Origin of the sequence: Pseudomonas sp. FDAARGOS_761, from assembly GCF_013343155.1 — a bacterium.
GTDB classification, from domain to species: Bacteria; Pseudomonadota; Gammaproteobacteria; order Pseudomonadales; family Pseudomonadaceae; genus Pseudomonas; species Pseudomonas aeruginosa.
Map to the genome: position 1 here is coordinate 6,347,684 of NZ_CP054572.1, position 25,759 is coordinate 6,373,442.

23 protein-coding genes are annotated in these 25,759 nt (G+C 68.6%); 13 read left to right on the forward strand and 10 right to left on the reverse strand.

Annotated elements, in window-relative coordinates; genetic code table 11:
• Nucleotides 1–81 precede the first annotated feature (81 nt).
• From mdlC to FOC67_RS29475, 4 genes are all read left to right on the forward strand, one after another.
• Nucleotides 82–1,668, forward strand: coding sequence for a benzoylformate decarboxylase (gene mdlC / locus FOC67_RS29460; protein WP_003109446.1), 1,587 nt, complete (start codon nt 82–84; stop codon nt 1,666–1,668).
• 86 nt (nt 1,669–1,754) lie between these two features.
• Nucleotides 1,755–3,095: an aromatic acid/H+ symport family MFS transporter gene (locus tag FOC67_RS29465; RefSeq protein WP_009314333.1), complete on the forward strand. Its 1,341-nt coding sequence runs from the start codon at nt 1,755–1,757 to the stop codon at nt 3,093–3,095.
• Nucleotides 3,096–3,117: 22 nt separating this feature from the next.
• Nucleotides 3,118–4,587, forward strand: a complete 1,470-nt coding sequence (locus tag FOC67_RS29470; RefSeq protein ID WP_009314332.1) for an aldehyde dehydrogenase family protein — start codon at nt 3,118–3,120, stop codon at nt 4,585–4,587.
• A gap of 107 nt (nt 4,588–4,694) precedes the next feature.
• Complete coding sequence (locus FOC67_RS29475; RefSeq protein WP_009314331.1) at nt 4,695–5,948, forward strand: OprD family porin; 1,254 nt, start codon at nt 4,695–4,697, stop codon at nt 5,946–5,948.
• 144 nt (nt 5,949–6,092) lie between these two features.
• On the opposite strand, the gene FOC67_RS29480 is transcribed toward FOC67_RS29475, so the two are convergent.
• Nucleotides 6,093–9,029, reverse strand: coding sequence for a TonB-dependent receptor (locus tag FOC67_RS29480; RefSeq protein WP_283159811.1), 2,937 nt, complete (start codon nt 9,027–9,029; stop codon nt 6,093–6,095).
• A gap of 198 nt (nt 9,030–9,227) precedes the next feature.
• Between FOC67_RS29480 and FOC67_RS29485 the strand changes: the two genes are divergently transcribed.
• On the forward strand, nt 9,228–9,764 hold the full coding sequence (locus FOC67_RS29485) for a sigma-70 family RNA polymerase sigma factor (protein ID WP_003095533.1): 537 nt from the start codon (nt 9,228–9,230) through the stop codon (nt 9,762–9,764).
• On the forward strand, nt 9,757–10,779 hold the full coding sequence (locus FOC67_RS29490) for a FecR family protein (RefSeq protein WP_009314329.1): 1,023 nt from the start codon (nt 9,757–9,759) through the stop codon (nt 10,777–10,779). Before FOC67_RS29485 ends, FOC67_RS29490 begins: the two co-directional genes overlap by 8 nt.
• Before the next feature lie 15 nt (nt 10,780–10,794).
• On the opposite strand, the gene FOC67_RS29495 is transcribed toward FOC67_RS29490, so the two are convergent.
• From FOC67_RS29495 to desT, 5 genes are all read right to left on the reverse strand, one after another.
• Nucleotides 10,795–11,367, reverse strand: a complete 573-nt coding sequence (locus tag FOC67_RS29495; RefSeq protein ID WP_009314328.1) for a HupE/UreJ family protein — start codon at nt 11,365–11,367, stop codon at nt 10,795–10,797.
• Nucleotides 11,368–11,396: 29 nt separating this feature from the next.
• On the reverse strand, nt 11,397–12,011 hold the full coding sequence (gene ureG, locus FOC67_RS29500) for an urease accessory protein UreG (RefSeq protein WP_003095530.1): 615 nt from the start codon (nt 12,009–12,011) through the stop codon (nt 11,397–11,399).
• Nucleotides 12,012–12,021: 10 nt separating this feature from the next.
• Entirely contained in the window at nt 12,022–12,693 is a 672-nt protein-coding gene (locus tag FOC67_RS29505) for an urease accessory protein UreF (protein ID WP_003095528.1), read from the reverse strand.
• Complete coding sequence (gene ureE / locus FOC67_RS29510) at nt 12,690–13,193, reverse strand: urease accessory protein UreE (RefSeq protein WP_003095526.1); 504 nt, start codon at nt 13,191–13,193, stop codon at nt 12,690–12,692. Before ureE ends, FOC67_RS29505 begins: the two co-directional genes overlap by 4 nt.
• Before the next feature lie 229 nt (nt 13,194–13,422).
• Nucleotides 13,423–14,052, reverse strand: a complete 630-nt coding sequence (gene desT / locus FOC67_RS29515) for a TetR family transcriptional regulator DesT (protein ID WP_003095524.1) — start codon at nt 14,050–14,052, stop codon at nt 13,423–13,425.
• A 158-nt stretch (nt 14,053–14,210) separates the two neighbouring features.
• On the opposite strand from desT, the gene FOC67_RS29520 reads away from it, so the two are divergent.
• The 3 genes from FOC67_RS29520 to FOC67_RS29530 all read left to right on the forward strand — a co-directional run bounded on the left by FOC67_RS29520 (nt 14,211) and on the right by FOC67_RS29530 (nt 17,956).
• Nucleotides 14,211–15,311 (forward strand): ferredoxin reductase, encoded by a 1,101-nt coding sequence (locus FOC67_RS29520; protein ID WP_009314327.1) that lies wholly within the window; start codon nt 14,211–14,213, stop codon nt 15,309–15,311.
• Between the two features lie 20 nt (nt 15,312–15,331).
• Nucleotides 15,332–16,420, forward strand: coding sequence for a fatty acid desaturase DesB (desB, locus tag FOC67_RS29525; RefSeq protein ID WP_009314326.1), 1,089 nt, complete (start codon nt 15,332–15,334; stop codon nt 16,418–16,420).
• A gap of 219 nt (nt 16,421–16,639) precedes the next feature.
• Nucleotides 16,640–17,956, forward strand: a complete 1,317-nt coding sequence (locus FOC67_RS29530) for an MFS transporter (RefSeq protein ID WP_003095519.1) — start codon at nt 16,640–16,642, stop codon at nt 17,954–17,956.
• On the opposite strand, the gene FOC67_RS29535 is transcribed toward FOC67_RS29530, so the two are convergent.
• Both FOC67_RS29535 and FOC67_RS29540 read right to left on the reverse strand, forming a co-directional pair.
• Entirely contained in the window at nt 17,947–19,338 is a 1,392-nt protein-coding gene (locus FOC67_RS29535; protein ID WP_009314325.1) for a heavy metal sensor histidine kinase, read from the reverse strand. The two genes, FOC67_RS29530 and FOC67_RS29535, sit on opposite strands and share 10 nt — an antisense overlap.
• Entirely contained in the window at nt 19,317–20,006 is a 690-nt protein-coding gene (locus FOC67_RS29540; RefSeq protein ID WP_003123548.1) for a heavy metal response regulator transcription factor, read from the reverse strand. The genes FOC67_RS29535 and FOC67_RS29540 overlap by 22 nt, the downstream gene beginning before the upstream one ends.
• 137 nt (nt 20,007–20,143) lie before the next feature.
• On the opposite strand from FOC67_RS29540, the gene FOC67_RS29545 reads away from it, so the two are divergent.
• Genes FOC67_RS29545 through FOC67_RS29555 form a run of 3 tightly spaced genes read left to right on the forward strand, consistent with a single transcriptional unit; the run spans nt 20,144 to nt 22,199 of the window.
• Nucleotides 20,144–20,767 carry a hypothetical protein gene (locus tag FOC67_RS29545; protein ID WP_003095513.1) on the forward strand — a complete coding sequence of 208 codons (624 nt, stop codon included), beginning with the start codon at nt 20,144–20,146 and terminating at the stop codon, nt 20,765–20,767.
• Between the two features lie 53 nt (nt 20,768–20,820).
• A complete protein-coding gene (locus FOC67_RS29550; protein WP_009314324.1) occupies nt 20,821–21,435 on the forward strand; it encodes a cytochrome b/b6 domain-containing protein in 615 nt (204 codons plus the stop codon).
• Nucleotides 21,432–22,199 carry a molybdopterin-binding protein gene (locus FOC67_RS29555; protein ID WP_009314323.1) on the forward strand — a complete coding sequence of 256 codons (768 nt, stop codon included), beginning with the start codon at nt 21,432–21,434 and terminating at the stop codon, nt 22,197–22,199. Before FOC67_RS29550 ends, FOC67_RS29555 begins: the two co-directional genes overlap by 4 nt.
• A gap of 113 nt (nt 22,200–22,312) precedes the next feature.
• Here FOC67_RS29555 and FOC67_RS29560 read toward each other — a convergent pair whose 3' ends face one another.
• Nucleotides 22,313–22,585 carry a hypothetical protein gene (locus tag FOC67_RS29560; protein WP_009314322.1) on the reverse strand — a complete coding sequence of 91 codons (273 nt, stop codon included), beginning with the start codon at nt 22,583–22,585 and terminating at the stop codon, nt 22,313–22,315.
• Nucleotides 22,586–22,860: 275 nt separating this feature from the next.
• Entirely contained in the window at nt 22,861–23,394 is a 534-nt protein-coding gene (locus tag FOC67_RS29565) for a bacterioferritin (protein WP_003095503.1), read from the reverse strand.
• 295 nt (nt 23,395–23,689) lie between these two features.
• Here FOC67_RS29565 and FOC67_RS29570 point away from each other — a divergent pair, with 295 nt between their 5' ends.
• Complete coding sequence (locus FOC67_RS29570; RefSeq protein WP_003110936.1) at nt 23,690–25,759, forward strand: AsmA family protein; 2,070 nt, start codon at nt 23,690–23,692, stop codon at nt 25,757–25,759.

A 25,759-nucleotide genomic window follows, 5' to 3' on the forward strand; every position in this document is an offset into this window, starting at 1 on the left:
TATAGAAAGAGTATCGATTTGATTGATTATCGAGCGGCTGCAACAGTAGCGCAAATCCAGGAAACGAGCTTGAAGGCCTGCATGAAAACCGTCCATTCCGCGTCTTACGAGATCCTCCGTCGCCACGGCCTGACCACCGTCTTCGGCAACCCCGGCTCCAACGAGCTGCCGTTCCTCAAGGACTTCCCCGAGGATTTCCGCTACATCCTCGGCCTGCACGAGGGCGCGGTGGTCGGCATGGCCGATGGCTTCGCCCTGGCCAGCGGCCGCCCGGCCTTCGTCAACCTGCATGCGGCGGCGGGCACCGGCAACGGCATGGGCGCGCTGACCAACGCCTGGTACTCCCATAGCCCCCTGGTCATCACCGCCGGGCAGCAGGTGCGCTCGATGATCGGGGTCGAGGCGATGCTCGCCAACGTCGATGCCGGACAACTGCCCAAGCCGCTGGTGAAATGGAGCCACGAGCCGGCCTGCGCCCAGGATGTGCCGCGCGCGTTGAGCCAGGCGATCCAGACCGCCAGCCTGCCGCCGCGGGCGCCGGTGTACCTGTCGATTCCCTACGACGACTGGGCGCAACCGGCGCCGGCCGGTGTCGAACACCTGGCCGCGCGCCAGGTCAGCGGCGCCGCGCTGCCCGCGCCGGCATTGCTGGCCGAACTCGGCGAGCGCCTGTCGCGCTCGCGCAACCCGGTGCTGGTGCTCGGTCCGGACGTCGACGGGGCGAATGCCAACGGCCTGGCCGTGCAACTGGCGGAGAAGCTGCGGATGCCGGCCTGGGTCGCGCCGTCGGCCTCGCGCTGTCCGTTCCCCACCCGCCATGCCTGCTTCCGCGGCGTGCTGCCGGCGGCCATCGCCGGGATCAGCCGGCTGCTGGACGGCCACGACCTGATCCTGGTGGTCGGCGCGCCGGTGTTCCGCTATCACCAGTTCGCCCCCGGCGACTACCTGCCGGCCGGCGCCGAGCTGGTGCAGGTCACCTGCGATCCCGGCGAAGCAGCACGGGCGCCGATGGGCGACGCGTTGGTCGGCGACATCGCGCTGACCCTCGAGGCACTGCTCGAACAGGTCCGCCCCAGTGCGCGGCCGTTGCCCGAGGCGCTGCCGCGACCGCCGGCGCTGGCCGAGGAGGGCGGACCGCTGCGGCCGGAAACCGTGTTCGACGTGATCGATGCGCTGGCGCCGCGCGACGCCATCTTCGTCAAGGAGTCGACTTCCACCGTGACCGCCTTCTGGCAGCGCGTGGAGATGCGCGAGCCGGGCAGCTACTTCTTCCCGGCCGCCGGCGGACTCGGCTTCGGCCTGCCGGCGGCGGTCGGCGCGCAACTGGCGCAGCCGCGGCGGCAGGTGATCGGGATCATCGGCGACGGCTCGGCCAACTATGGCATCACCGCACTCTGGAGCGCCGCGCAATACCGTGTGCCGGCGGTGTTCATCATCCTCAAGAACGGTACCTACGGCGCCCTGCGCTGGTTCGCCGGGGTGCTCGAGGTGCCCGATGCGCCGGGGCTCGACGTGCCCGGCCTGGACTTCTGCGCGATCGCCCGCGGCTATGGCGTCGAGGCGCTCCACGCGGCCACCCGCGAAGAGCTGGAAAGCGCCTTGAAGCATGCCCTGGCCGCTGATCGCCCGGTTTTGATCGAGGTGCCGACGCAAACCATCGAACCCTGATGTTCCACGGCGCCGCCCCATGCCAGAGTGGGCGGTGCCGACCGACGCCCGCGTGCGCCCATAACAAGAACAAGAGAGAGGTTGGTATGAACAGGCAATCCGCTGCGGCGGTGATCGACGCTGCCCGCTTTAACCGTACTCACTGGCTGATCCTCGGCTGGGGGTGTTTCATCATGCTGTTCGACGGCTACGACATGGTCATCTACGGCTCGGTGGTGCCACGCCTGATGCAGGAGTGGCAGCTGAGCCCGGTGCAGGCCGGCACCCTCGGCAGTTGCGCGCTGTTCGGCATGCTCTTCGGCGGCACCCTGCTGGCGCCGCTGGCGGACCGTTTCGGCCGGCGCCGCCTGGTGATCGCCACCACCCTGCTGGCGAGCCTCGCCGCCTTCCTCACCGGGCACGCCCGCGACCCGCTGGAACTGGGCGCCGGACGCTTCTTCACCGGCCTGGCGCTGGGCGCGCTGGTGCCCAGCGCGATCAACCTGATCAGCGAATTCGCCCCGGCCGGGCGGCGCAGCACCCTGGTCACGGTGATGTCGGCCTTCTACTCGGTGGGCGCGGTGCTCTCGGCGCTACTGGCGATCGCCATGATCCCCGCCTGGGGCTGGCAATCGGTGTTCTACGTGGCGGTGCTGCCGGTGCTGGCGGTGCCGCTGATGTTGCGCTGGTTGCCGGAGTCGGCGGCGTTCCTCGAACTCAAGGGCCGCCGCGCCGAACTGGACGCGCTGCTGCGCAAGGTCGATCCCGACTACCGGCCCGTCGCCGAGCGGGCGAACGCTGTCGCGGCCGAAGCGCCGAGCGGACGGGTCGCCCAGTTGTTCGAGGGGCGCCAGGCAGTGGGCACCCTGTTGCTGTGGGTGGCCTTCGCCATGTGCATGCTGATGAGCTACGGGCTCAACACCTGGTTGCCGAAGCTGATGGCCGGCGGCGGCTACGCCCTCGGTTCGAGCCTGGCGTTCCTCGTCACTCTGAATGTCGGGGCGACCCTCGGCGCGTTGTTCGGCGGCTGGCTGGCCGACCGCCTCGGCGCCGGCCGCACCCTGGTGCTGTTCTTCGCCCTGGCCGCGGCCTCCCTGGCGGCCCTCGGCCTGGGGCCAGGCCCCTGGCTGCTCAACGGCCTGCTGGTGGTGGCCGGCGCCACCACCATCGGCACCCTGGCGGTGATCCATGCCTACGCCGCGCAGTTCTATCCGGCCTGGGTGCGCTCCACCGGGGTCGGCTGGGCCGCCGGTGTCGGCCGCCTCGGCGCCATCGCCGGGCCGATGCTCGGCGGCAGCCTGCTGGCCCTGGAGCTGCCGTTCCAGCAGAACTTCCTGGCCTTCGCCGCGCCTGGCGTGATCGGCGCGCTGGCGATCGCCTGCATCCACCTGCGGCCGCGCGTGCCGGCGGAAGTGTCCGTCGACGCGACGGCGAAGAAACCCCTGTGATTTTCGAAAGAGGAGAAGAGCGATGAGCGATTCCCGTTATACCGACCTCGGTCTCCAGCCACTGGCCGGCGAGTGGCGCCACGGCCGGGCCGGCCGCCGGCTGAAGGTGAGCAATCCGTTCGACGGCAGCCTGCTGCTGGAGATCGAGCAGGCCGACCGCGACGACCTCGATGCCGCCTACGCCAAGGCCGCCGAGGTCCAGCCGGCATGGGCCGCGCTTGGCCCCTCGGCACGCGCGGCGGTGCTGTACAAGGCGGTGGAGGTGTTCGACCGCCGCCACGAGGAGATCGTCGACTGGATCATCCGCGAGTCCGGCAGCACCCGCCTGAAGGCCGAGATCGAATGGGGCGCGGCGCGCGCGATCACCCTGGAGTCGGCGTCGTTCCCGGCACGGGTGCACGGGCGCATCGTCGAGTCCGACGTGCCGGGCAAGGAAAGCCGGGTCTACCGCAGCGCCATCGGCGTGGTCGGGGTGATCAGCCCGTGGAACTTCCCGCTGCACCTGACTCAGCGTTCCATCGCCCCGGCCCTGGCGCTGGGCAACGCGGTGGTGGTCAAGCCGGCCAGCGACACGCCGGTCTGCGGCGGACTGCTGCTGGCGCGGATCTTCGAAGAGGCCGGGCTGCCGGCCGGGCTGTTCAGCGTGGTGGTCGGCCCCGGCAGCGAGATCGGCGACACCTTCGTCGAGCACCCGGTGCCGGGCCTGGTGACCTTCACCGGATCGACCCCGGTGGGCCGCAACATCGGCCGCATCGCCAGCGGCGGCGCGCACCTCAAGCACGTGGCGCTGGAGCTGGGCGGCAACAGTCCGTTCGTGGTGCTCGGCGACGCCGACCTGGAGCAGGCGGTGAATGCCGCGGTGTTCGGCAAGTTCCTCCACCAGGGGCAGATCTGCATGGCGATCAACCGCATCATCGTCGAGGACAGCCTCTACGACGCCTTCGCCGCGCGCTTCGTCGAGCGGGTCAAGGGTCTCCGCGTCGGCGATCCGCAGCGCGCCGATACCGCGGTCGGGCCGATCGTCAACGCGCGCCAGCTCGAAGGCCTGCTGGAAAAGATCCGCCTGGCCCGCCAGGAAGGCGCCAAGCCGCTGTACGAGGGCGGCGTCGATGGGCAGTTGCTGGCTCCGCACGTATTCGGCGAGGTCAGCGCGACGATGGAGATCGCCCGCGATGAAATCTTCGGCCCGCTGGTCGGCCTGCTCCGCGCGCGCGACGAGGCGCATGCGCTGGAGTTGGCCAACGCCAGCGAATACGGGCTGTCCAGCGCGGTGTTCAGCCGCGACCTGGAACGCGCGGTGCGCTTTGCCCGCCAGCTTCGCGCGGGGATGACCCACGTCAACGACATTCCGGTGAACGACGAGGCCAACGCGCCCTTCGGCGGCGAGAAGAACTCCGGACTTGGCCGCTTCAACGGCGACTGGGCCATCGAGGAATTCACCACCGACCACTGGATCAGCGTGCAGCACGCGCCGCGCCAGTACCCGTTCTGACCCTGGCGGCGGGGCCCGCGCCCCGCCGCTGACCCGACCGTCGTCGCCAGGTGGCCCGCAGAGGCTGCCGGGGCCCGGTCGTCCCTGAAAAACGGAGCACAATAACAATGAAAATCCGTCGTAAAACCGCAGTCCCGCGCAACGCAGGGGCGGTCCTGCCGATGCTCGCCTGTCTTGCCGCGCAAGCTGCCGAGGGCGGCTTCCTGGAGGATGCGAAGACCGACCTGGTCCTGCGCAACTATTACTTCAACCGCGATTTCCGCGACCACGATGCCGGCAAGAGCCTGGTGGACGAGTGGGCGCAGGGCTTCATCCTCAAGTTCAGTTCCGGCTATACCCCGGGCACGGTCGGCGTCGGCCTCGACGCCATCGGCCTGTTCGGCGTGAAGCTGAACAGCGGACGTGGCACCAGCAATTCCGAGCTTCTTCCGTTGCACGACGACGGTCGCGCGGCGGACGACTATGGGCGTGTCGGCGTGGCCGCCAAGCTGCGCGTTTCGGCCAGCGAATTGAAGATCGGCGAGATGCTCCCGGACATTCCGCTGTTGCGCTACGACGACGGACGCCTGCTGCCGCAGACGTTCCGCGGCTTCGCCGTGGTTTCCCGCGAGCTGCCGGGCCTGGCCCTGCAGGCCGGACGCTTCGACGCGGTGAGCCTGCGCAATTCGGCGGACATGCAGGACCTGTCGGCCTGGAGCGCGCCGACGCAGAAATCGGACGGTTTCAACTACGCCGGCGCCGAATACCGCTTCAACCGCGAGCGCACCCAACTGGGCCTGTGGCACGGGCAACTGGAGGACGTCTACCGGCAGAGCTACGCCAACCTGCTGCACAAGCAGCGTGTCGGCGACTGGACCCTGGGCGCCAACCTCGGCCTGTTCGTCGACCGCGACGACGGCGCCGCGCGCGCCGGCGAGATCGACAGCCATACCGTCTACGGCCTATTTTCTGCCGGCATCGGCCTGCACACCTTCTACCTTGGCCTGCAGAAGGTCGGCGGCGACAGCGGCTGGCAGTCGGTCTACGGCAGCAGTGGGCGGAGCATGGGCAACGACATGTTCAACGGCAACTTCACCAACGCCGACGAACGCTCCTGGCAGGTTCGCTACGACTACGATTTCGTCGGCCTCGGCTGGCCCGGCCTGATCGGCATGGTCCGCTACGGCCATGGCTCGAACGCCACCACCAAGGCCGGTAGCGGCGGTAAGGAATGGGAGCGCGATGTCGAGCTCGGCTACACCGTGCAGAGCGGTCCGCTGGCGCGGCTCAACGTGCGCCTCAACCACGCCAGCAACCGACGCAGCTTCAACAGCGACTTCGACCAGACGCGGCTGGTGGTGAGTTACCCGTTGTCGTGGTGACGGACGCTGTCTCGCCGCTCCTCCGGACAGTTCCGGAGGGACCGGGAGCGGGAGGCCCGGTGCTTCGGCGGATAACCGCTGGGCGGTTATCCGCCCTACCGGAGCGGCGCTCCGCCGACAACGCCTGGAGGGGGAGAGGGCGGCTCAGAACTTCGCCTGCATCCCCACCCGCAGGGTACGCCCGGGCGCGGGCATGAAACTCTGTGCCAGCGGGTCGAGGTAATAGCGGTCGGTGAGGTTCTGCAGCGAGGCATTCAGTTCGGTGTGCTCGAACAGCTTGTACTTGAGGAACAGGTCGAACAGCTGCACCGAGCGGTACTCGATCTGCGGTGTGGTGGCGCCGACCTGCCAGGGCTTGTCCGCCGTGGCGGTGGGGCCGGAGGTATAGGTCATGCGCCCGCCCAGGGTCAGGGCCTGGTCGAAGAAGCGCAGGCCGGCGGTCAGGTTGGTCGCCAGCCGCGGCGGGTTCTGCGTGTTGGTATAGGAGCCCATGAAGCTGCCCGGTGTGCAGTTCGGCGTGTTCTCGGTGCGCTGGTAGCGGTTGGCGCCGGCGCGCAGCCTGGCGGCGAAGGCGGCGTCGCAGGTCTCGGTCTTCAGGTAGTAGGTCGCCGACAGGTCGGCGAACACCCGCCCTGCGTCGTAGTGCGATTGCAGTTCGAGACCGCTGGTGCGGTAGCTGTCGGTGTTGCTGAAGGTCATCAGGCCCATCTGGCCCGGATCGTAATAGCGGGTGATGTAGTTCTTGATGGTGTTGTTGAAGTAGGCCAGCTTGATCGCCGCCGAGTCGCCGTCGGCCAACAGGCTGTCGCGCAGCGCGCTGGCACCGATCTCCCAGCTGCGCGAACGCTCGGGCTTGAGGTCCTTGCCCGGCTCGACCTGGAGGGTGCCCTGGCTGGTCTCGAACAGCGATGGCAGGCGCAGGCCTTCGGTGTAGGAGGCGTAGACGAAGGTATCCGGGGCCAGCTCGAAATTGATCCCGAATGCCGGCGAGAAACCGCCGCCGCGGCTGCTGCCCTTCTTGCTGTAGTTGTAGCCGGTGACCACGTTGGTGACCCGCGAGGGATGGACCGTCACGTTGGCCGGGCCGAACTCGTCGAAGGGAATGCCTTCGAACGGATTGTTGGTGTTGTTGGTGACGATGCCGTTGTTGAGGCGCGGATCGGTGGCGTCGGTGTACTGGCCGTTCTGGTCGGGGAACCACATCATCGAGCCGTAGTAGCCGGGCCTGCTCACCGTGATGAAGCGCATGTCGCGATCCTCGCGCCGCGGCGAGGCGGAGATGCCGTTGTCCTTGCTGTTGAAGTGGCTGTAGCGGCCGCCGCCCCATAGCGTCAGGCGCTCGACCGGCTTGAACTCGAGCTTGCCGTTGAGGCCGTATTCCTGGCGGGTGGCGTCCCTCAGGGTGCGGTTGGCGTTGATGTCGTGGAGGGTGGTGACCACGCTTTTCTGCGGCTGGATGTCTTCGACCTGGAACGAGCCGCCGAGGTCGAGCTTGAAATCGCCGAAGTCGGTTTCGAAGCGCGCCACGTTGTTCAGGTCGCCGCCGATGCGCCGGTTGTCCTGGCGCGTCCAGTTGCGGTCGGAGCGATAGGCCTGGGAGCGCGGTGCCAGCACCGAGGTCAGCATGTCGCTCTTCGCCTCGGTCATCCACAGGCCGGTGCTGAGGTCCACCAGCGGATTGTTCTCGGGCAGGTAACGGTAGCGTGCGGTGTAGGTGTCGATCTTCACTTCGCTCAATGGGTACTGGTAGATGCCGGCGGTGCCGAAACGGAAGATGTCCGACGGCATGATCTCCCCGGTGCGCCCGTCGTAGCGACGATAGCCGAGGTCCAGGGTGTGCTCGTCGGCGATGCGCCAGGTCGCCTTGAGCAGGTAGGACTCGGTCTCCGACGACGAGTTGAGCACTTCCTCCCCTGCGTTGTAGACCTTGGCTACGCTGCTTTCCTCGCGACCGTAGCGGTTGTAGACGCGATAGCGGTCCTGGCCTTTCTTGCCGGAAAAGTAGTTGCCCTGATTGCGCTGCGCATAGGCGGCGACCAGGTCCAGATGCTCGTTGCGGTAGGCGAAGGCGGCGCTGCCGGACTTGGCCTGGGAGCCGAACAGGCTGCCGCGGTCATCGTGCGGCACGCTGCTGAGATTCTCGGTCTTCGAACTGGCGCTGCGGTGCTGCGGGGCGACGCCGTTGTTCCAGACGTCGCCGGTGAAGCGCACGCCGAGGTCCTTGCCGTCGACCAGGATGTCCTTGACGCCGATGGTGCGCATTTCCACGCTGCCGCCGATCGCGCCCGAGCGGGTCGAGGGCCCCTTGTCGACGGTCACGCTGCTGACCAGGTCGGGATCGATGTAGCTGCGCTGCTGGGTGCCGGCGTAGCCGCGGTAGACGTCCAGCGCCTGCTCCGCGCCGTCGACCCGCACCGCCACCCGGCTCTGCCCCTGGATGCCGCGGATGTTGACGTCCAGCGCGCCACCGTTGCGGCTGTCGCCGACCTGTACGCCCGGGATGCCCTGGAGCAGGTCACCCACGGAAACCCGGCCGAAGCGGTCGATGTCTTCGCTGGAGAGGTACACCGACGAGCGCGGCGCGGTATAGGTTTCCTTCTGCGGATCGGCCAGCTCGGCGGCCGAGACCACCACCGGCGACAGGTCGGCCGGGGCTTCTCCGGACATGCGCGGCTCGACCAGCAGGTAGGCGCCGGAGGTTCCCGCCGCGACCTGCAGGCCGGTGTTCGACAGCACTCGCTGCAAGCCTTCCAGTACGCTGTAGCGGCCCTTGAGCGCCGGCGCGGTGCGGCCGCGGGTCAGCGCGGGGTCGAAGGACAGCAGCAGGCCCGACTGGCTGGCGAAGGCGCCCAGGGAGGCGCCCAGCGAACCCGCCGGGATGTCGTAGCTGCGCGGCGTGGCGTCGTCCAGGCGGGTAGCCGCGCTGTGCTGGCCGACGCTCTGCGCGTGGGCCAGGCCGCCGCCGAGCAGGCCGGCGCCGACCGCCGACAGGCCGAGCAGGGCGCAGCGCAGGGCAAGGGTGAGCGGGGAGAGGCGCGACAAGGGACGCGCCAGGCTGGGGATAGGGCGTTGTAGGGACATGACTTCTTCGCTCGCAGGGTTGGCGCCCGTCATTGCGGGCTCTCATTCCCTCTGTCGCACGAGATCGGAAAAGGGATATTTCGGGTTCGGCGGGGCCGGTCGAGGAAGGGCGTCGGCATTGTGGTCAGCGGAAAATTAGTGATAATAGTTTTCATTTGCGATTGAAGCCAGCCGACTATTCCGATGAATGCGCCTCCGATGAATGCGCCAAGCCCCTGCCTGCAAGCGGACCGCGACTGCGTCGCCACGCTCTACCGTGAAAACCATGCCTGGTTGCGCAACTGGCTGGCCTACCGCCTTCGCTCCTGGGGACGTGGCGTGGCCGACGACCTGGCCCACGACACCTTCCTGCGCATCCTCGCCAGCCGCGATGGCGGCCAGCGTGACGCGATCCGTCAGCCGCGCGCCTACCTCACCCGCATCGCCAACTGCGTGCTGGTCAGCTGGCGCCGTCGCCAATCGCTGGAACTCGCCTGGCTGGAGGCCCTGGCCACGTTGCCCGAGCCGTTGCAGCCGTCGCCGGAACAACAGAGTGTGATCGTCGAGACCCTGCACGAGATCGACGCGCTGCTCGACACCCTGCGACCGCGGGTGAAACAGGCATTCCTGATGGCGACGCTGGACGGCATGAAGCAGAAGGACATCGCCCAGGCGCTGGGCGTCGCGCTGCCGACGGTGAAGAAGTTCATCCACCAGGCCTACGTGACCTGCCTGAGCCTGATGCCCGATGAATGACCGCGCTTCCAGCCGGGCGCCGCAGGCGGGCGATACGGAGCTTTCCGGGCCGCCGGCCGCCGAGGCGATCGCCCCGCAGGTGCTCAGGGAGACCGCCTCCTGGCTGCTGCTGATGCAGGAGGGGCCGCTGGCTCCGGCGCAGCAGGCCGAGCTGGAGTCCTGGCGCTCGCGCAGCCCCGAGCACCAGCGCGCCTGGCGGCGTGCCGAGCGTCTGCTGGCGAATATCGGTTCGCTGCCGCCGGCGTTGGCCCGGCGTGCGCTCGAGCGTCCGTCCGGCAGCGGCCGGCGCGCGGTCCTGCGCGGCCTGGCCCTGCTGCTCGGCGGCGCACCGCTGGTCTGGTGGGGATGGCGCGCCCAGGTCTGGCGCGACGGCTTCGGCGCCGACTACCTCACTGCCGTCGGCGAGCGGCGCGATCTGGTGCTGGAGGACGGCAGCCAGGTCGAGATGAACACCGACAGCGCGCTGGACGTGCGCTACGACGCCGGCCAGCGCCTGCTGCGCCTGTATCGCGGAGAGATCTACCTCCGCACCGCGGCGGATCGGCGCGAGCCGCCGCGGCCGTTCCTGGTGCGCACCGAACAGGGCCTGATGCGCGCGCTGGGTACCGCCTTCAGCGTCCGACGCGAGGGCGCAGAGACAGTGCTGGCGGTGTACGAAGGCGCGGTCCAGGTGCGTCCGGAGGGCGCCGCGAGCGCGGCGGATGGCCGGGTGATCGAGGCTGGCCAGCGGGTGCGCTTCGATCGCCAGCGGATCGGCCCCGTCGAGTCCGCCAGCGAGGCCGCGCTGGCCTGGCGCCAGGGCCTGCTGGTGGCCGACGACATGCCGCTGCGGCAGTGGGCGGGAGAACTGATGCGCTACGGCGGCGAGAGCATCGAGTGCGAGCCGTCGCTGGACCCGCTTCGGGTCTCCGGCACCTTTCCCATCGACGACCTGCCGCTGGCCCTGGCGATGCTGGCGCAGACCCATGGCCTGCGCCTCGTGCACCAAGGTCGGCGGGTGCTGATCAGGCGCTGAGGGAGGCGCGGCGGCTCAGCCGGCCAGCAACCAGACCCCGGCGCCCGCCGAGGCCAGCCCGGCGAGACGTACCAGGGGCGCGGCCGCCTGCGGCAGGAAGCGCACCAGCGCGTAGCCGGCGGCGTGCAGCGCGGCGGTGGCGGCGACGAAACCGAGCGCGTACAGCCAGGGGCTGGAGAGGTCCGGCAGCTCCAGGCCGTGGGCGACCCCGTGGGCCAGGGCGAACAGCGCGGTGGCGGCCATCGCCAGCGCCAGCGGCGGGCGCACGGCGAGGGCCACGCAGAGGCCGAGGGCGAGCACCGAGGCGGCGATGCCGGTCTCCATGAACGGCAGTTGCAGGCCCTCGAAGCCGAGCAGCCCGCCGACCAGCATGGTGCCGACGAAGGTGCAGGGCAGGGCGAGGCGCGCGGCTCCCTGTTGCTGGGCGGCCCAGAGGCCGACGGCGAACATCGCCAGCAGGTGGTCGAGACCGGTGAGCGGATGGGCGAGGCCGGCGACCAGGCCGTGTTCGCCGTGGCCGGGGTGGGCGAAGGCCAGCGCCGGCGCGGCGAGCAGGACGAGGGCGGCGAGCAGCTTGGGCAGTTTCATTGGCGGTTCCTTGTCGTTGCGAAGTGGCGTCAGGCGGCGGTCAGCAGGCCCTGGCGCTCGATGAAGGCGATGATTTCGTCCAGCCCCTGGCCGGTCTTCTGGTTGCTGAACACGAACGGCTTGTCGCCGCGCATGCGCCGGGCGTCCCGGTCCATCACGTCGAGGGAGGCGCCGACCAGCGGCGCCAGGTCGATCTTGTTGATCACCAGCAGGTCCGACTTGCAGATGCCGGGGCCGCCCTTGCGCGGGATCTTGTCGCCGGCGGAAACGTCGATCACATAGAGGGTCAGGTCGGACAGCTCGGGGCTGAAGGTGGCCGACAGGTTGTCGCCGCCGGATTCCACCAGGATCAGTTCGAGGCCGGGGAAGCGCCGGTTGAGCTGGTCCACCGCCTCCAGGTTGATCGAGGCGTCCTCGCGGATCGCCGTGTGCGGGCAGCCGCCGGTTTCCACGCCGATGATCCGCTCGGGGGCGAGGGCCTCGTTGCGCACCAGGAACTCTGCGTCTTCCTGGGTATAGATGTCGTTGGTGACCACCGCGAGGTTGTAGCGCTCGCGCAGTTCGCGGCACAGGGCCAGGGTCAGGGCGGTCTTGCCGGAGCCCACCGGACCGCCGATGCCGACACGCAGGGGTTGGGATGTCATGGGGTTTCTCCTAGGAACGGAACAGACGGCTGTACTGGGTTTCGTGGGTCATGCTGGCCAGCGCCAGGCCGAACGCGGCGCTGCCCTCGACGGCGGGCCGTCGCAGCGCCTCGGCGCAGGCGCGGTCGAGTTCCGGCAGCAGGCTGGAAGCAAGTTTCTGCGCGGCCAGTTGGCCGAGCGGCAGGGTTTTCATCAGCACCGCCAACTGGTTCTCCAGCCAGCTCCAGAACCAGGCACTGAGCGCCTCCTCGGCGTCCAGGCGCCAGGCGCGCGCGGCCATCGCCCAGGCGGCGGCGAGATTGGGCGGGTCCTGGCGCGCCAGCCAGGCGCGGCCGGGAGCGTCGAGTTCGGGCAGGGCTTCCAGCAATTGGTGCAGGGAAAAGCCCATCTGCCGGCTCTCCTGGGCCAGCTCGCGGGTCTCGCGGCTGGCCCTATGGCGCTCGCTGGCCGCATCGCAGGCGGCCCAGTCGCCGATCAACGCGGCGCGCAGCAGGCCGGCCAGCAGCGGCGCCTCGAAGCGCGCCAGGTTCAGTTGCAACTGGTCGACCAGCCAGGTCCGCGCGCTCTCGGCGTCGCGCACCCAGCCATTGTCGAGGGCCGCCTCCAGGCCCTGGGAATAGCTGTATCCGCCGATCGGCAACTGCGAGCTGGCCAGGCGCAGGCGCGCCCAGATGCTGTTCACCGGCGCACGCCGAACTGGTGCAGGCGCGGCGCGTAGTTGAACTCCGCCTCGCCATGGTGCGAGTGGTGGTGGCCTCCGCCGTAGGCACCGTGCTCCGGCTGGAACGGCGCCTCGATGGCCTCCACCGTGGCGCCGAGCTGTTCGAGCATGGCTTTCAGCACGTAGTCGTCGAGCAGGCGCAGCCAGCCGTCGCCGACCTGCAGGGCGACGTGACGGTTGCCCAGGTGGTAGGCGGCGCGGGTCAGTTCCAGCGGGCTGGCGCAGGTGACGTGGAGCAGACGTTCGGAGCGGGCGACGACCCGCACCAGGCGACCGTCGCGGGCCTCCAGGCAGTCGCCGTCGGCCAGCGGCGGCTGGCCGCGCTCGAGGAACAGGCCGACCTCCTCGCCGCTCGCCGCGAAGCAGCGCAGGCGGCTCTTGCTGCGCGCCTCGTAGGTGAGGTGGAGTTCTTCGTCCCAGCGGGGCGAGCGGGCGGGCAGGCGTTGGTGAATGACCAGCATGGGCAGTTTCCGCAATGCGACAGGAAAGGAATCACAACAAGCACCAGCAAGGGCCTTGCCAGGTCGATGCGGGACGCCTGTACCGGGAAAACGGGGCCATAGGGATGTAACAAAATATTGCAGCGCGCCAGGTTGGTGCGCAACGACTTTTTTGCCGCACCGGAAAGGTGCGCGCGCGTCTAGTCCGCGGGCGAACGCCGAGCCGGAGGTCCGCTGGGGAGGTGTGGGGTCAGTCGGGCAGGCCGTGCCAGTGCTTGCCGCCGATCATGATGAAACGCAGCTGGTGGGTGATCTTCGCGGCCGGCATCAGGTGCGGCGGCAGGTCGGCGGCGGGTGGGTCGATCAGCTCCGGAAGGGTGGCGAAGACGGTCTTCACCACCAGGTCGGCGAACACGTCGAGGGCCGCGCCGTCGAGATGCGGCATCTTGTTCAGCAGCGCCAGGTCGGCGGCCAGGTCGTCGGTGATGCGCTGGCGCAGGCTGGCGATGGCCTGGCGGATCGGCAACGAGCCGCCGTATTGCTCGCGGGCGAGGAAGAGGAACTGCGAGCGGTTGGCGCCGACCGCGTCGAGGAAGATGCGCACCGAGGCGTCGATCAGCCCGCCCAGTTCGAACTCGTTGCGGCGCACCGCGCGCAGGGTGGCGCGGAAGGTCTCGTCGACCTCGGCGACCAGCGCCAGGCCGAGCTGGTCCATGTCGCTGAAGTGCCGATAGAAGCCGGCCGGGACGATGCCGGCGGCGCGCGTCACTTCGCGCAGGCTGAGGCTGCCGAAGCCGCGCCCGCTTTCCATCAGGTGGCGCGCGGCGCTCATCAGCGCGTGGCGGGTCTGCTGTTTCTGTTCGGCGCGGGGTGAGGACATACGGCTTCCTTTGGCGGACCGGCGACTGTAGCAAAAGCCCCGCGACCCGGTCGAACCGGGGACGGCAGCGGTCGAAGGATACATCAGTGAACGCTTGTTGACTCGATTGCGCGGAACGGGCAAAGTTTTGTGAACGATCGTTCACTGAAATATTCTCGATGGCCTTGCTTCCCCTCGCTCTCCTGACCCCCTTGCTCGCACCCCTGCGCCGTCTCGCCGCCCGTGGCTGGCTGCGCGAGGCCGATGTCGACGGCCTGCTGCGCCACGCCCATCCGCTGGCGTCGCTGAACCGCCACTATGCGCGGGTCGAGGCACGCTACTGGGTGGCCGACGATATGCTCGCCCTGGCCCTGCGTACCGCCCCCGGCTGGCCGCCGGCGCGGCCGGGCCAGCACATCCAGCTGCTGGCGGAGCGCGACGGGGTGCGGGTCGGGCGCAGCTACAGCCTGACCCGGGTGGTCGGCGAGCGCCTGGAAATCGCCGTCAAGCGTCACCCGGACGGGCTGCTCTCGCCCTGGTTGTGCGAACACCTGGCGGTCGGCCAGCGTGTCGAGTTGCAGCCCGCGCAAGGCGATCTGCGCTGGCCGATGCAGGCCGAGGCGGTCTGCCTGCTGGCCGCCGGCAGCGGCCTGACGCCCTTGCTCGGCCTGCTCCGCGAGGCGCTGGAGAACGGCTATCGCGGTCCCGTGCTGTGGCTGCACTACGCCCGTCATCCCGGCCAGCGCGCCTGGCTCGGCGAGCTGGAGGCGCTGGCGGCGCGCCACCCGAACCTGGAGTTGCGCTGGAGCCTGACCCGCGAGGCGCGGGCCGATGGCTGCCTGGAGGGGCATTTCCAGCCGCGCCACCTGGACGGCTGGGCAGCCGACCTGGCGCGCAGCCAGGCCCTGGCCTGCGGGCCGGCGGCTTTCGTCGAGGCGGTGGGCGAGCAACTGGGGGCACGCTTCGCCGGCTTGCAGACGGAATCCTTCAGCGTCCCGCGCTGGCGCAGCGGGGAGGCGCCGCGCGAAGTGCGCCTGCGCTTCGCCCGGTCGCAACGGGAAGTCTCCGGCGACAGCGCCGCCAGCCTGCTGGAACAGGCCGAGGCCCACGGCCTGCGCCCGGCCCACGGTTGCCGCCAGGGCATCTGTGCCAGTTGCACCTGCGTCCTGCTCAGCGGCTGCGTGCGCGACCTGCGCAGCGGCGCGCTGTGCAGCGAGCCCGGCCAGCCTATCCGCCTCTGCGTCAGCGCCGCCCACGGCGACCTGGCGCTGGACCTGTAAACCGACCTGCGAGCCCTGCGATGCGCGACGACCGCGAACTGACCCCGGAACAACTGGCGGCCTTCGGCGCCGAACTCGACGCCCTGCGCCAGCGTACCCTGGCCGATCTCGGCGCGGACGACGCGCGCTACATCCGCCGGGTCCGCGCGGCGGTGCGCGTCTGCTGCTGGAGCGGCAGGGCGCTGCTGATGTTCGGCTGGCTGCCGCCGACCTGGCTGCTCGGCAGCCTGCTTCTCGGCCTGGGCAAGATCCTCGAGAACATGGAACTGGGCCACAACGTCATGCACGGCCAGTACGACTGGATGAACGATCCGGAATTCGCCGGCCGCGCCTACGAGTGGGACATCGCCGGGCCGTCCGACTTCTGGCGGCACACCCACAACCATATCCACCACACCTACACCAACGTGCTGGGCAAGGACGACGACGTCGGCTACGGGGTCGTGCGCCTGTTCCCGGAGCAGCGCTGGAAGCCGTTCTACCGCTGGCAACCGCTGTGGGTGACGCTGCAGGCGCTGCTGTTCCAGTACGCGGTGGCGATCCAGCATCTGCGCCTGGACAAGTACGCCAAGGGGCGCCTGGACAAGGCCGAACTCATGCCGCTGCTACGCCGCCTGCGTGCCAAGCTGGGTCGCCAGTGGGCCAAGGACTACCTGCTGTTCCCGCTTCTCGGCCTGTTCGCCGGCGGCTTCGGCGCGGTGTTCGTCGGCAACCTGCTGGCCAACGTGCTGCGCAACCTGTGGACCTTCACGGTGATCTTCTGCGGCCACTTCACCGAGAAGGCGGTGGTCTTCCCGCCCTCGGTGCTGGAGGGGGAGACCCGTGGCCACTGGTACCTGCGCCAGTTGCGCGGCTCCAGCAACCTGGAGGGCGGGCCGCTGTTCCACATCCTGACCGGCAACCTCAGCCACCAGATCGAGCACCACCTCTACCCGGACCTGCCGGCGCGTCGCTACGCCGCGCTGTCCCGCGAGGTCCGCGAAATCGCCCGGCGCTACGGGCAGACCTACAACAGCGGACGCCTGGGACGGCAATTCCTCACTGTCTTGCGGCGCATCTGGGTATATCGGCTGCCGCCGCGCGAGCCGCTCCCGGCGCGGCGCGGCTGAGCCGACGGAACGCTCGCGGCGCCCGTGGCGGGGCCGCTCCGGAGCGGGGATAATGCCGCCCTGTGCACCGCGACGTGGCTTCCGGCCGCCGCGCGGCGTCGGAGTCTCGCCGAACGCAGGACGGCCTGCGCCCGCGATCGGCCAGCAGCGTCGATCCTTCCCGAACCTATCAATGCTCGGCGGATGCCGGCCGTGGGGCCCGTCCGTCCAGGAACCGTCATGTTCAGCCCGCTCGTCACCTTTCCCGCGCTCTACACCGCCACCCTGCTCATGCTGGCCGGCTCCGGCCTGTTCACCACCTACATCGGCCTGCGCCTGACCCAGGAAGGCGCAGGCGACCTGTGGGTCGGCGGGCTGATGGCGTCCTACTATTTCGGCCTGGTCTGCGGTGGAAAATTCGGACACAAGCTGATCGCCAGCTTCGGCCATATCCGCTCCTACGTGGCTTGCGCCGGGATTGCCACCGTGACCGTGCTGCTGCATGCCCTGGTCGATCAGCTGGAAGTCTGGCTGCTGCTGCGCTTCATCACCGGTGCGGTGATGATGAACCAGTACATGGTGATCGAGAGCTGGCTCAACGAGCAGGCCGAGAGCCACCAGCGCGGCAAGGTGTTCGCCGGCTACATGGTCGCCGTCGACCTTGGCCTGGTGCTCGGCCAGGGTCTGCTGGCGCTGAGCCCGACCCTCGACTACAAGCCGCTGCTGCTGGTCGCCATCTGCTTCGCCTCGTGTCTGATCCCGCTGGCCATGACCCGCCGCGTGCACCCGGCCAAGCTGGTCGCCGCGCCGCTGGAAGTGCGTTTCTTCTGGCAGCGCGTGCCGCAGGCGCTGGGCACCATTTTCATCGCCGGCCTGATGGTCGGCGCCTTCTACGGCCTGGCGCCGGTCTACGCCAACCGCAACGGCCTGGATGCCTCGCAATCGAGTTTCTTCGTCGGCATGTGCATCGTCGCCGGTTTCTGCGCGCAGTGGCCGCTGGGCTGGTTGTCCGACCGCCTCGACCGCAGTTGGCTGATCCGCGGCAATGCGGTGCTGCTGTGCCTGGCCTCGATCCCGATGTGGGGACTGGTGACGCTGCCGTACTGGCTGCTGCTGGCCAACGGGTTCGTTACCGGCATGCTGCTGTTCACCCTCTATCCGCTGGCGGTGGCGCTGGCCAACGACCACGTCGAGCAGCCGCGCCGGGTCGCGTTGTCGGCGATGCTGCTGACCACCTACGGGGTCGGCGCCTGTATCGGCCCGCTGGTGGCCGGCGCGCTGATGCGCCACTTCGGTCCGGGGCTGTTCTACATGCTGGTGTCCGGCTACGCGGTGCTGCTGGTGTTCTGGGTGCAGCCCAAGCGCGTCACCGGCGAACACCGGGTCGACGAGGCGCCGCTGCAACACGTGGCGATGCCGGACACGGTCAGCCCGATGGCCGCCACCCTCGACCCGCGCGTCGAGGAAGTGCCGGAGGAGCTGGTGGTGGAGGCGCCGGCGAATATCGGCCGCTCCGACGGCGAGCCGGACGCCGGCGAGAAGCCCGCTCAGTCCTGAGCCGGGAACGCCAGCTCGAAGCGGATGCGTCCCGGAGCCGGGGCGCTCGCTTCGGCGCGGCCGCCGTGCAGGCGCATGATCGCCTGGACGATGGCCAGGCCGAGACCGCTGGACTGGGCGTCGCTGCGCGCGGCGTCGCCACGGTAGAAGCGGTCGAACAGGCGCGACAGCGGTTCGGCCGGCAGCCTGTCGCAGGCGTTCTCCACGCTCAGCAGGAATTCCCCCGAGCGGCGCAGGCCGCGCACTTCGATCAGGCTCTCGGCGTTGGCGTAGCGGATGGCGTTGGCCAGCAGGTTGCTCAGCGCCCGGCGGAACAGTTGCGGATCGGCGCGTAGCTGGCCGCTGATCTGGACGTCGAGGCTCAGCCCACGTTCCTCGGCCAGCCCTTCGAAATACTCCGCCTGGCGCCGCAGTTCTTCGCCCAGGTCCAGGCGGCTGCGCTCCACCGCTGCCCGCACGTCGTCGGCGCGAGCGAGGAACAGGATGCTCTCGACCATCCGTGCGATGCGCTCCAACTCTTCCTGGTTGGAGGCGATCAGCGCCTGGTACTCCTCGTTGCTGCGTGGCTGGCGCAGGGCCACCTGGCCGTGGCCCATCAGCGAACCGATGGGCGTGCGGATCTCATGGGCGAGGTCGGCGGAGAACTGCTGCAGGCGCTGGTAGCCGTCGTCGAGGCGTTCGAGCATGGCGTTGAACGACTGTGCCACCTGCTGCAACTCGGCAGGCGCGGCGGCGACGTCGAGGCGGGTATCCAGGCTGGTCGGATGGATCTCCGCCGCCTTCGCCGCCAGCGTGCGCAGCGGGCGCAGGCCGTGGCGCAGGACCAGCCAGCCGAGCAGGGCGGTGCCGAGGAACGCCAGCAGCACGGCGGCGATGACCCGGTCGCGGTACTGGGCGAGCATCCGCGTCTCGCCCAGCAGCAGGTGCGCGGCGGTGATCTGCAACGGCTCGCGGCCGCCGACCAGGACCTCGGCGGCGAGCACGCGCATCGGGACGCCGTCGTGGGTCAGCGCGGCGTGCACGACGGACGGATTCAACGCCTGGCCGGCGGCGACCACCCGTAGCGACGGCAGGCGTTCGTGGCGCGGGTTGACCGCGACGATCGGCGCCTCGCCGGGCTGGCCGAGGAGCAGGATGTCCTGCTCGTTGCCAAGCATGTTCTCGAACAGACGCGGGCGCGCCTTCAGCTCGGCCAGGGTGAGGTTGTCGCGCAACAGGTTGCGGAAGTGCTCGACCCGGCCGGCGACCATCACGTCGCTGCGCCGCAGCATCGCCTCTTCCACCGAGCGGTACAGGTAGAAGCCGACCGCGCTGACCACCAGCGCCGCCACCGCGGCGAACAGCAGCGCCGCGTAGAGGGTCAGGGAGCGGCGGGCGGGCACGGGCGCTCCTCGCAGACGTAGCCGATGCCGCGCACGGTATGGATCAGCTTGTTCGGGAAGGGATTGTCGACCTTGGCGCGCAGGCGCTTGATCGCCACGTCGACGACGTTGGTGTCGCTGTCGAAGTTCATGTCCCAGACCTCCGAGGCGATCAGGGTGCGCGACAGCACCTCGCCCTCGCGGCGCATCAGCAGGTGCAGGAGGGCGAACTCCTTGTTGGTCAGGGCGATCACCTGCCCCTGGCGGCTGACCTTGCGCCGCAGCACGTCCAGGTGCAGATCGGCCAGTTGCACCTGCTCTGCCTCGCGGACCACGCCGCGGCGCAGCAGGGTACGGATACGCAGCAGCAACTCGGTGAAGGAGAAGGGTTTCACCAGGTAGTCGTCGGCACCCAGTTCGAGGCCGCGGATACGGTCCTGCAACTGGTCGCGGGCGGTGAGGAAGAGCACCGGCACATCGTGCTTCTTGCGCAGCACTTCCATGATCTGCCAACCGTCCAGGCCGGGCAGCATCACGTCGAGGACCACCAGGTCGTAGCGGTTCTCCAGCGCCAGGTAGAGACCGTCGGCGCCGTGCTGCGACCAGTCGACCGCATAGCCCGACTCGCCGAGGCCCTTCTTCAGGTACTCGCCGGTCTTCGTATCGTCTTCGATCACCAGGATGCGCATGTCTCGTTCCCCCTCGTTCGCCGCCATTCTAGCCAGCGCGCGGCGCGGACTCGGTGACATTTTTGTCATGCGAAAGTCATCTCCGGGTACCGCCGGCGGGGCGACCATCGAGGCTCAACCCCACCGAGGATCGACCGATGCTTCGACTCAAGGCTTCCCCCGCGCTGCTCTTCGGCCTGCTCCTGGCCAGTGCCGCCAGCTTCGCCGCGCAACCGCCTGCGGGCATGCTGCAACCGCTGCGCGGCACCATCCAGCAGGCCGCCGACGACCACCTGCAACTGAAGGCCCGCAACGGCCAGCAACTGACGGTCAGGCTCACCGACAAGACCGCGATCCGCGCCGTGTCGCTGGCGAAGCCGGAGGACATCCAGCCCGACAGTTTCATCGGCACCGCCGCCGTGCCGCAGCCCGACGGCACCCTGAAGGCCCTCGAGGTGCATGTCTTCGCCCCCAGCCTGCGCGGCAGCGGCGAAGGCCACCGGCCCTGGGAGAACGCCGATGGCAGCGCCTCGACCATGACCAACGGTACGGTCGGCAACCTGGTGGTCAGCCAGGGCCGGCGCATGACGGTGAAATACGGCGATGGTGAGAAGACTGTGGTGGTGCCGGACGACGTGCCCATCGTCAGCCTGGAGCCGGGCGAGCGCAGCCTGCTCAAGCCTGGCGCCAAGGTCGTGCTGTTCCCGCAGAAGGGCGCCGACGGCAGCCTCACCGCCCTGGCCATCTCGGTCGGCAAGGACGGCGTGACCCCGCCGATGTGAGGTTTCGCCGGGACGGCGCGTCCGTCCCGGCCGGGTTTCCTGGGAGAAAAGCCATGAACCGTGCGTTGCACGCCTGGCCGGTGAGACTCTGCCACTGGCTCAATGCCTATGCCATGGCCTGCCTGATCGGCAGCGGCTGGGGCATCTACAACGCTTCGCCGCTGCTGGATTTCCGTTTTCCCGCCTGGGCTACCCTCGGCGGCTGGCTCGGCGGTTCCATCGCCTGGCATCTCGCCGCCATGTGGCTGCTGCTCGGCAACGGCCTGTGCTACCTCGCCTACGGACTGTCCAGCGGGCATTTTCGTCGCGACTTCCTGCCTTTGAGCGCGGCCGGCGTCTGGCGCGACCTGCGCCTCGCCCTCGGCCTGCGCCTGGTCCATGAGCCGGGCCGCTACAACGCGGTGCAGCGCCTGCTGTACTGGCTGGTCCTGGGGCTCGGCGCGCTGCTGGTGCTGTCCGGGCTGGCGATCTGGAAACCGGTGCAACTGCACGGGCTGACCGTGTTGTTCGGTGGCTTCCAGGGTGCGCGCTGGGTGCATTTCCTGGCCATGGCCGGGGTCGTCGGGTTCGTCGTCGTGCACCTGCTGCTGGTGCTGTTGGTGCCGCGCACCCTGGTGCCGATGATCATCGGACGCGAGTGGCGGCGCGGACGGAGGAGCGAAGGATGAAGGGGCCGGAGAAGAAGCGCGCGAAGATCGCGATCGACCCGTCCAGCGAGCGGCAGATGGTCGATTTGCAACGCCGCCTGCTGTTGCGCGGCGGCCTGTCCCTGGGCGCCCTGGCGATGCTCTCGGGGTGCCGGCTACAGGATGGCGATTCGGTCGACAAGGTACTCTGGGCCATGTCGCGCTGGAACGACCGGGTCCAGGCCTGGCTGTTCAGCCGTACGCGGCTGGCGCCGACCTTCGATCCGTTGCAGGTGGCCTCGCCGTTCCCCTTCAACGCGTTCTACCCGGCCTACAACGTGCCGGAGATCGACCTGCCGGAATACCGCCTGCAGGTTTCCGGGCGGGTCCGCGACAAGCGCCCCTGGAGCCTGGAGCAACTGCGCCGGCTGCCGCAGGCCAGCCAGGTCACGCAACTGATCTGCATCGAGGGCTGGAGCGCGATCGGCCAGTGGAGCGGAGTGCCGCTGCGCACCTTTCTGGAGCTGGTCGGCGCCGACACCTCGGCGAAGTACGTCGGCTTCAAGTGCGCCGACCGCTACTACTCCAGCCTCGACATGCCCAGCGCGCTGCATCCGCAGACCCTGCTGGCGCTGGAGATGTCCGGGCAGGCGCTGCCGGAGGAGAACGGCTATCCGCTGCGCCTGCGGATTCCCACCAAGCTCGGCTTCAAGAACGCCAAGCACGTGGTGGAGATCTTCGTCAGCAACAGCAATCCCGGAGGTTACTGGGAGGACCAGGGCTACAACTGGTTCAGCGGAGTCTGAGGCGGGAGAGTGCGGCTTGCCTCGGGCCATGCGCCCAGCGCGACAGGGATGGGAAAATAGGAAAGCCCGGCATCGAGCCGGGCTTTTCTCGCGCCTTGCGGCGTAACGAGCGGTCAGGCGGTGCGCAGGTCGAAACGGCTCATGCTGCGATGCAGGCGGTCGATGGTCTGTTCGCTGCCGTTGTCGGCCAGACGGGCTTCGGCCTTGGTCATGTCCTTGTGCAGGCGGTCGATGGTCTGCTCGCTGCCGTTGTCGGTGATGCGCAGTTCGACGCTGGACATGTCCTGGTGCAGCCGGTCGATGGTGCGGCTGGAGCCATCGGCGGCGAAGGCGGCGTTGGCGGTCAGGGTGGCGAGGGCGAGGCCGAGGATCAGGGAAGCTTTCATGACGGTGACTCCGAGTGGGTTGTCGATTGCGTTGGAGTCATTTTCAGTTCGGATAAGTCGATTTAAAAACGAAGTGCGATGATAGTGTCTATCGACATGGGTGATTATGTGTTTTCTTATTACTTATCAGTAATTTAGTTGATTATTTTTGTGATGTCGAAGATTTCGTAAAGGATAGTTAGCTTTTCTCTATTTAATCGATAAATTGGATAAATAAGGCGAAAAGAAAAGCCGGCGCTGCGGGCGCCGGCTCTCGGACGGGTCTTGCTCTGGAGTCAGGCGAGGTCGTCGAGGATGTCGGCCATGTCGTCCGCGTGTTCTTCTTCCTGGGCCAGGATCTCCTCGAAAATGCGTCGGGTGGTGGGGTCGTCGTTACCGAGGTAGGTGATGATCTCGCGATAGCTGTCGATGGCGATGCGCTCGGCGATCAGGTTCTCGGTGACCATGTCCTTCAGGGTCTTGCCTTCGACGTATTCGGCATGGGAGCGCTCCTCCAGGCCGCGCGGATTGAAGTCCGGCTCGCCGCCTAGTTGCATGATGCGCTCGGCCAACTGGTCGGCATGCTGCATTTCCTGGTTGGCGTGCTCGAGGAACTCGGCGGCGGCGATGCTCGCCTTAAGGCCGGTGGCCATGAAGTAGTGGCGCTTGTAGCGCAGGAAGCAGACCAGCTCGGTGGCGAGCGCTTCGTTGAGCAGGCGCAGGACGGTCTGGCGATCGGCCGAATAGCCTTCGGTGACCGCGCCTTCCTGGATGTTCTTGCGGGCACGGTCGCGAAGGGTCTGGACGTCCGTCAGTTGAACGGTGGTCATCGGTTTTCTCCTTGAGGCTGATCCGGTGAAAAGGGCCGGCTCTGCGGCCGGCTTTTTCTGCTTACCTAAGGTGTGAGTCCCGCGCGGTCGAAAAAGTTTTATCGACCCGCCGCCGAACTGGCCTTTTGCCTGAAATGCGTGGGACGGGGAGCAATGCCGGCGTTTCGCCGGTCCTAACGGAACGGGCCGGCGTATTCGCGCTGGCGAGTCCATGGGCCAGCCTGCACACTGACGGGCTGAGCGAGGCGCGCTGCCGCGCCTGCCCGACAACCGACGCGGCGAAAAGGAGTTGTGCATGACGCGCGGCCGAAAGATCCTGACCTGGAGCCTCGCCAGCCTGGTCCTGCTGCTGGCGGCGTTGGTGGTGTTCATCGCCACCTTCGACTGGAACCTGATCAAGCCCACCCTCAACGAAAAAGTCTCGGCGGCGCTGAACCGCCCGTTCGCCATCAACGGCAACCTCGCCGTGGCCTGGCGCCGCGAGGAGGGCGAGGAAGGCTGGCGCGCCTGGATCCCCTGGCCGCGCTTCAGCGCCGAGGACATCACCCTCGGCAACCCGGAGTGGACGGCGGGCAAGACCAAGGCGAGCGAGTTCGCCAGCCTGGAACGCATCGAATTCCGCCTCGCGCCGTTGCCGTTGCTCTGGCAGACCATCCGCATTCCACAGATCAAGCTGACCCAGCCGCGCGCCGACCTCCTGCGCCTGGCCGACGGCCGCGCCAACTGGGATTTCGACCTGCCTGCCAGCGACAGCGACGAGCCGTCCGCCTGGCAACTGGACATCCGCGAGATCGGTTTCGACAAGGGTAGCGTCAGCCTCGACGACCAGCGTTTGAAGACCCGCCTGGAAGTGCTGGTCGACCCGCTCGGCAAGCCGGTGCCGTTCGGCCAGTTGGCCGGCAAGGCGCTGGCCACGGGCGATGCGGCGAACGCCCAGGACTATGTGTTCGGCTGGAAGGTCAAGGGCACCTACAAGGGCCAGGCTCTGGCCGGCTCGGGCAAGGTCGGCGGGATGCTGGCGTTGCAGGATGCGAGCAAGCCCTTCCCGCTACAGGCCGAGGTCAGTGCCGGCAGCACCCGTGCCGCGGTGGTCGGCACCCTGACCGACCCGCTCAACCTCGGCGCCCTCGACCTGCGCCTGAAGCTGTCCGGGACCAGCATGGCCAATCTCTATCCGCTGACCGGCATCACCCTGCCGGACACTCCGGCCTACTCCACCGACGGACACCTGCTGGCGCGGCTCAAGGAGGAGGGCGGCGCACTGTTCCGCTACGAGAACTTCAACGGCAAGGTCGGCGCCAGCGACCTGCACGGCAGCCTGACCTTCGTCGCTCGCCAGCCTAGGCCGAAGCTGTCCGGCAAGCTGACCTCCGAGCAACTGCGCTTTGCCGACCTCGGCCCGCTGATCGGCGCCGACAGCAATGCCGAGAAACAGAAGCGCGGGCAGACCAGCCGCCAGCCGGGCGACAAGGTGCTGCCGGTGGAGGAATTCCGTACCGAGCGCTGGCGCGACATGGACGCCGACGTGGAATTCACCGGCAAGCGTATCGTCCACAGCGACCAGTTGCCGATCAGCGACCTCTATACCCATCTGGTGCTCAACGACGGCCTGCTGCGCCTGGAGCCCCTGCGCTTCGGCGTGGCCGGCGGCAAGCTGGAGTCGGACATCCGCCTGGACGGCGGCAAGCAGCCGATGCAGAGCCGAGTGAAGATGAGCGCGCGGGGCTTCAAGCTGAAGCAGTTGTTCCCCGGCTTCGCGCCGATGCAGACCAGCTTCGGCGAGCTGAACGGCGACGCCAGTCTCAGCGGCAGTGGCAATTCGGTGGCGAAGATCCTCGGCGGCGCCGATGGCGAATTGAAGATGCTGATCAACGACGGCGCGATCAGCAAGGGCCTGACCGAAATCGCCGGCCTCAATGTCGGAAACTACCTGGTGACCAAGCTGTTCGGCGACGACGAGGTGAAGATCAACTGCGCGGCCGCCGACTTCGGCCTGCAGAAGGGCCTGATGACCAGCCGGCTGTTCGTCTTCGACACCGAGAACGCGCTGGTCAACGTCGACGGCACGGTGAACTTCGCCAACGAGAAGCTCGACCTCGATGTCACCCCGCACAGCAAGGGCCTGCGGATCTTCTCGCTGCGCTCGCCGCTGTACGTGCGCGGCACCTTCGCCAAGCCCGACGCCGGGGTCCACGCCGGGCCGCTGGTGGCGCGCGGCGCGGGAATGATTGCCCTCGGCGTGGCGGTGGGCCCGGCGGCCAGCCTGCTGGCTCTGGTGGCGCCGAGCAAGAGCGACGACAACCAGTGCACCGCCCTGCTGCAACGCATGCGCCAGCCGGCCAAGGCGCCGGCCGGCAAGCGCTGA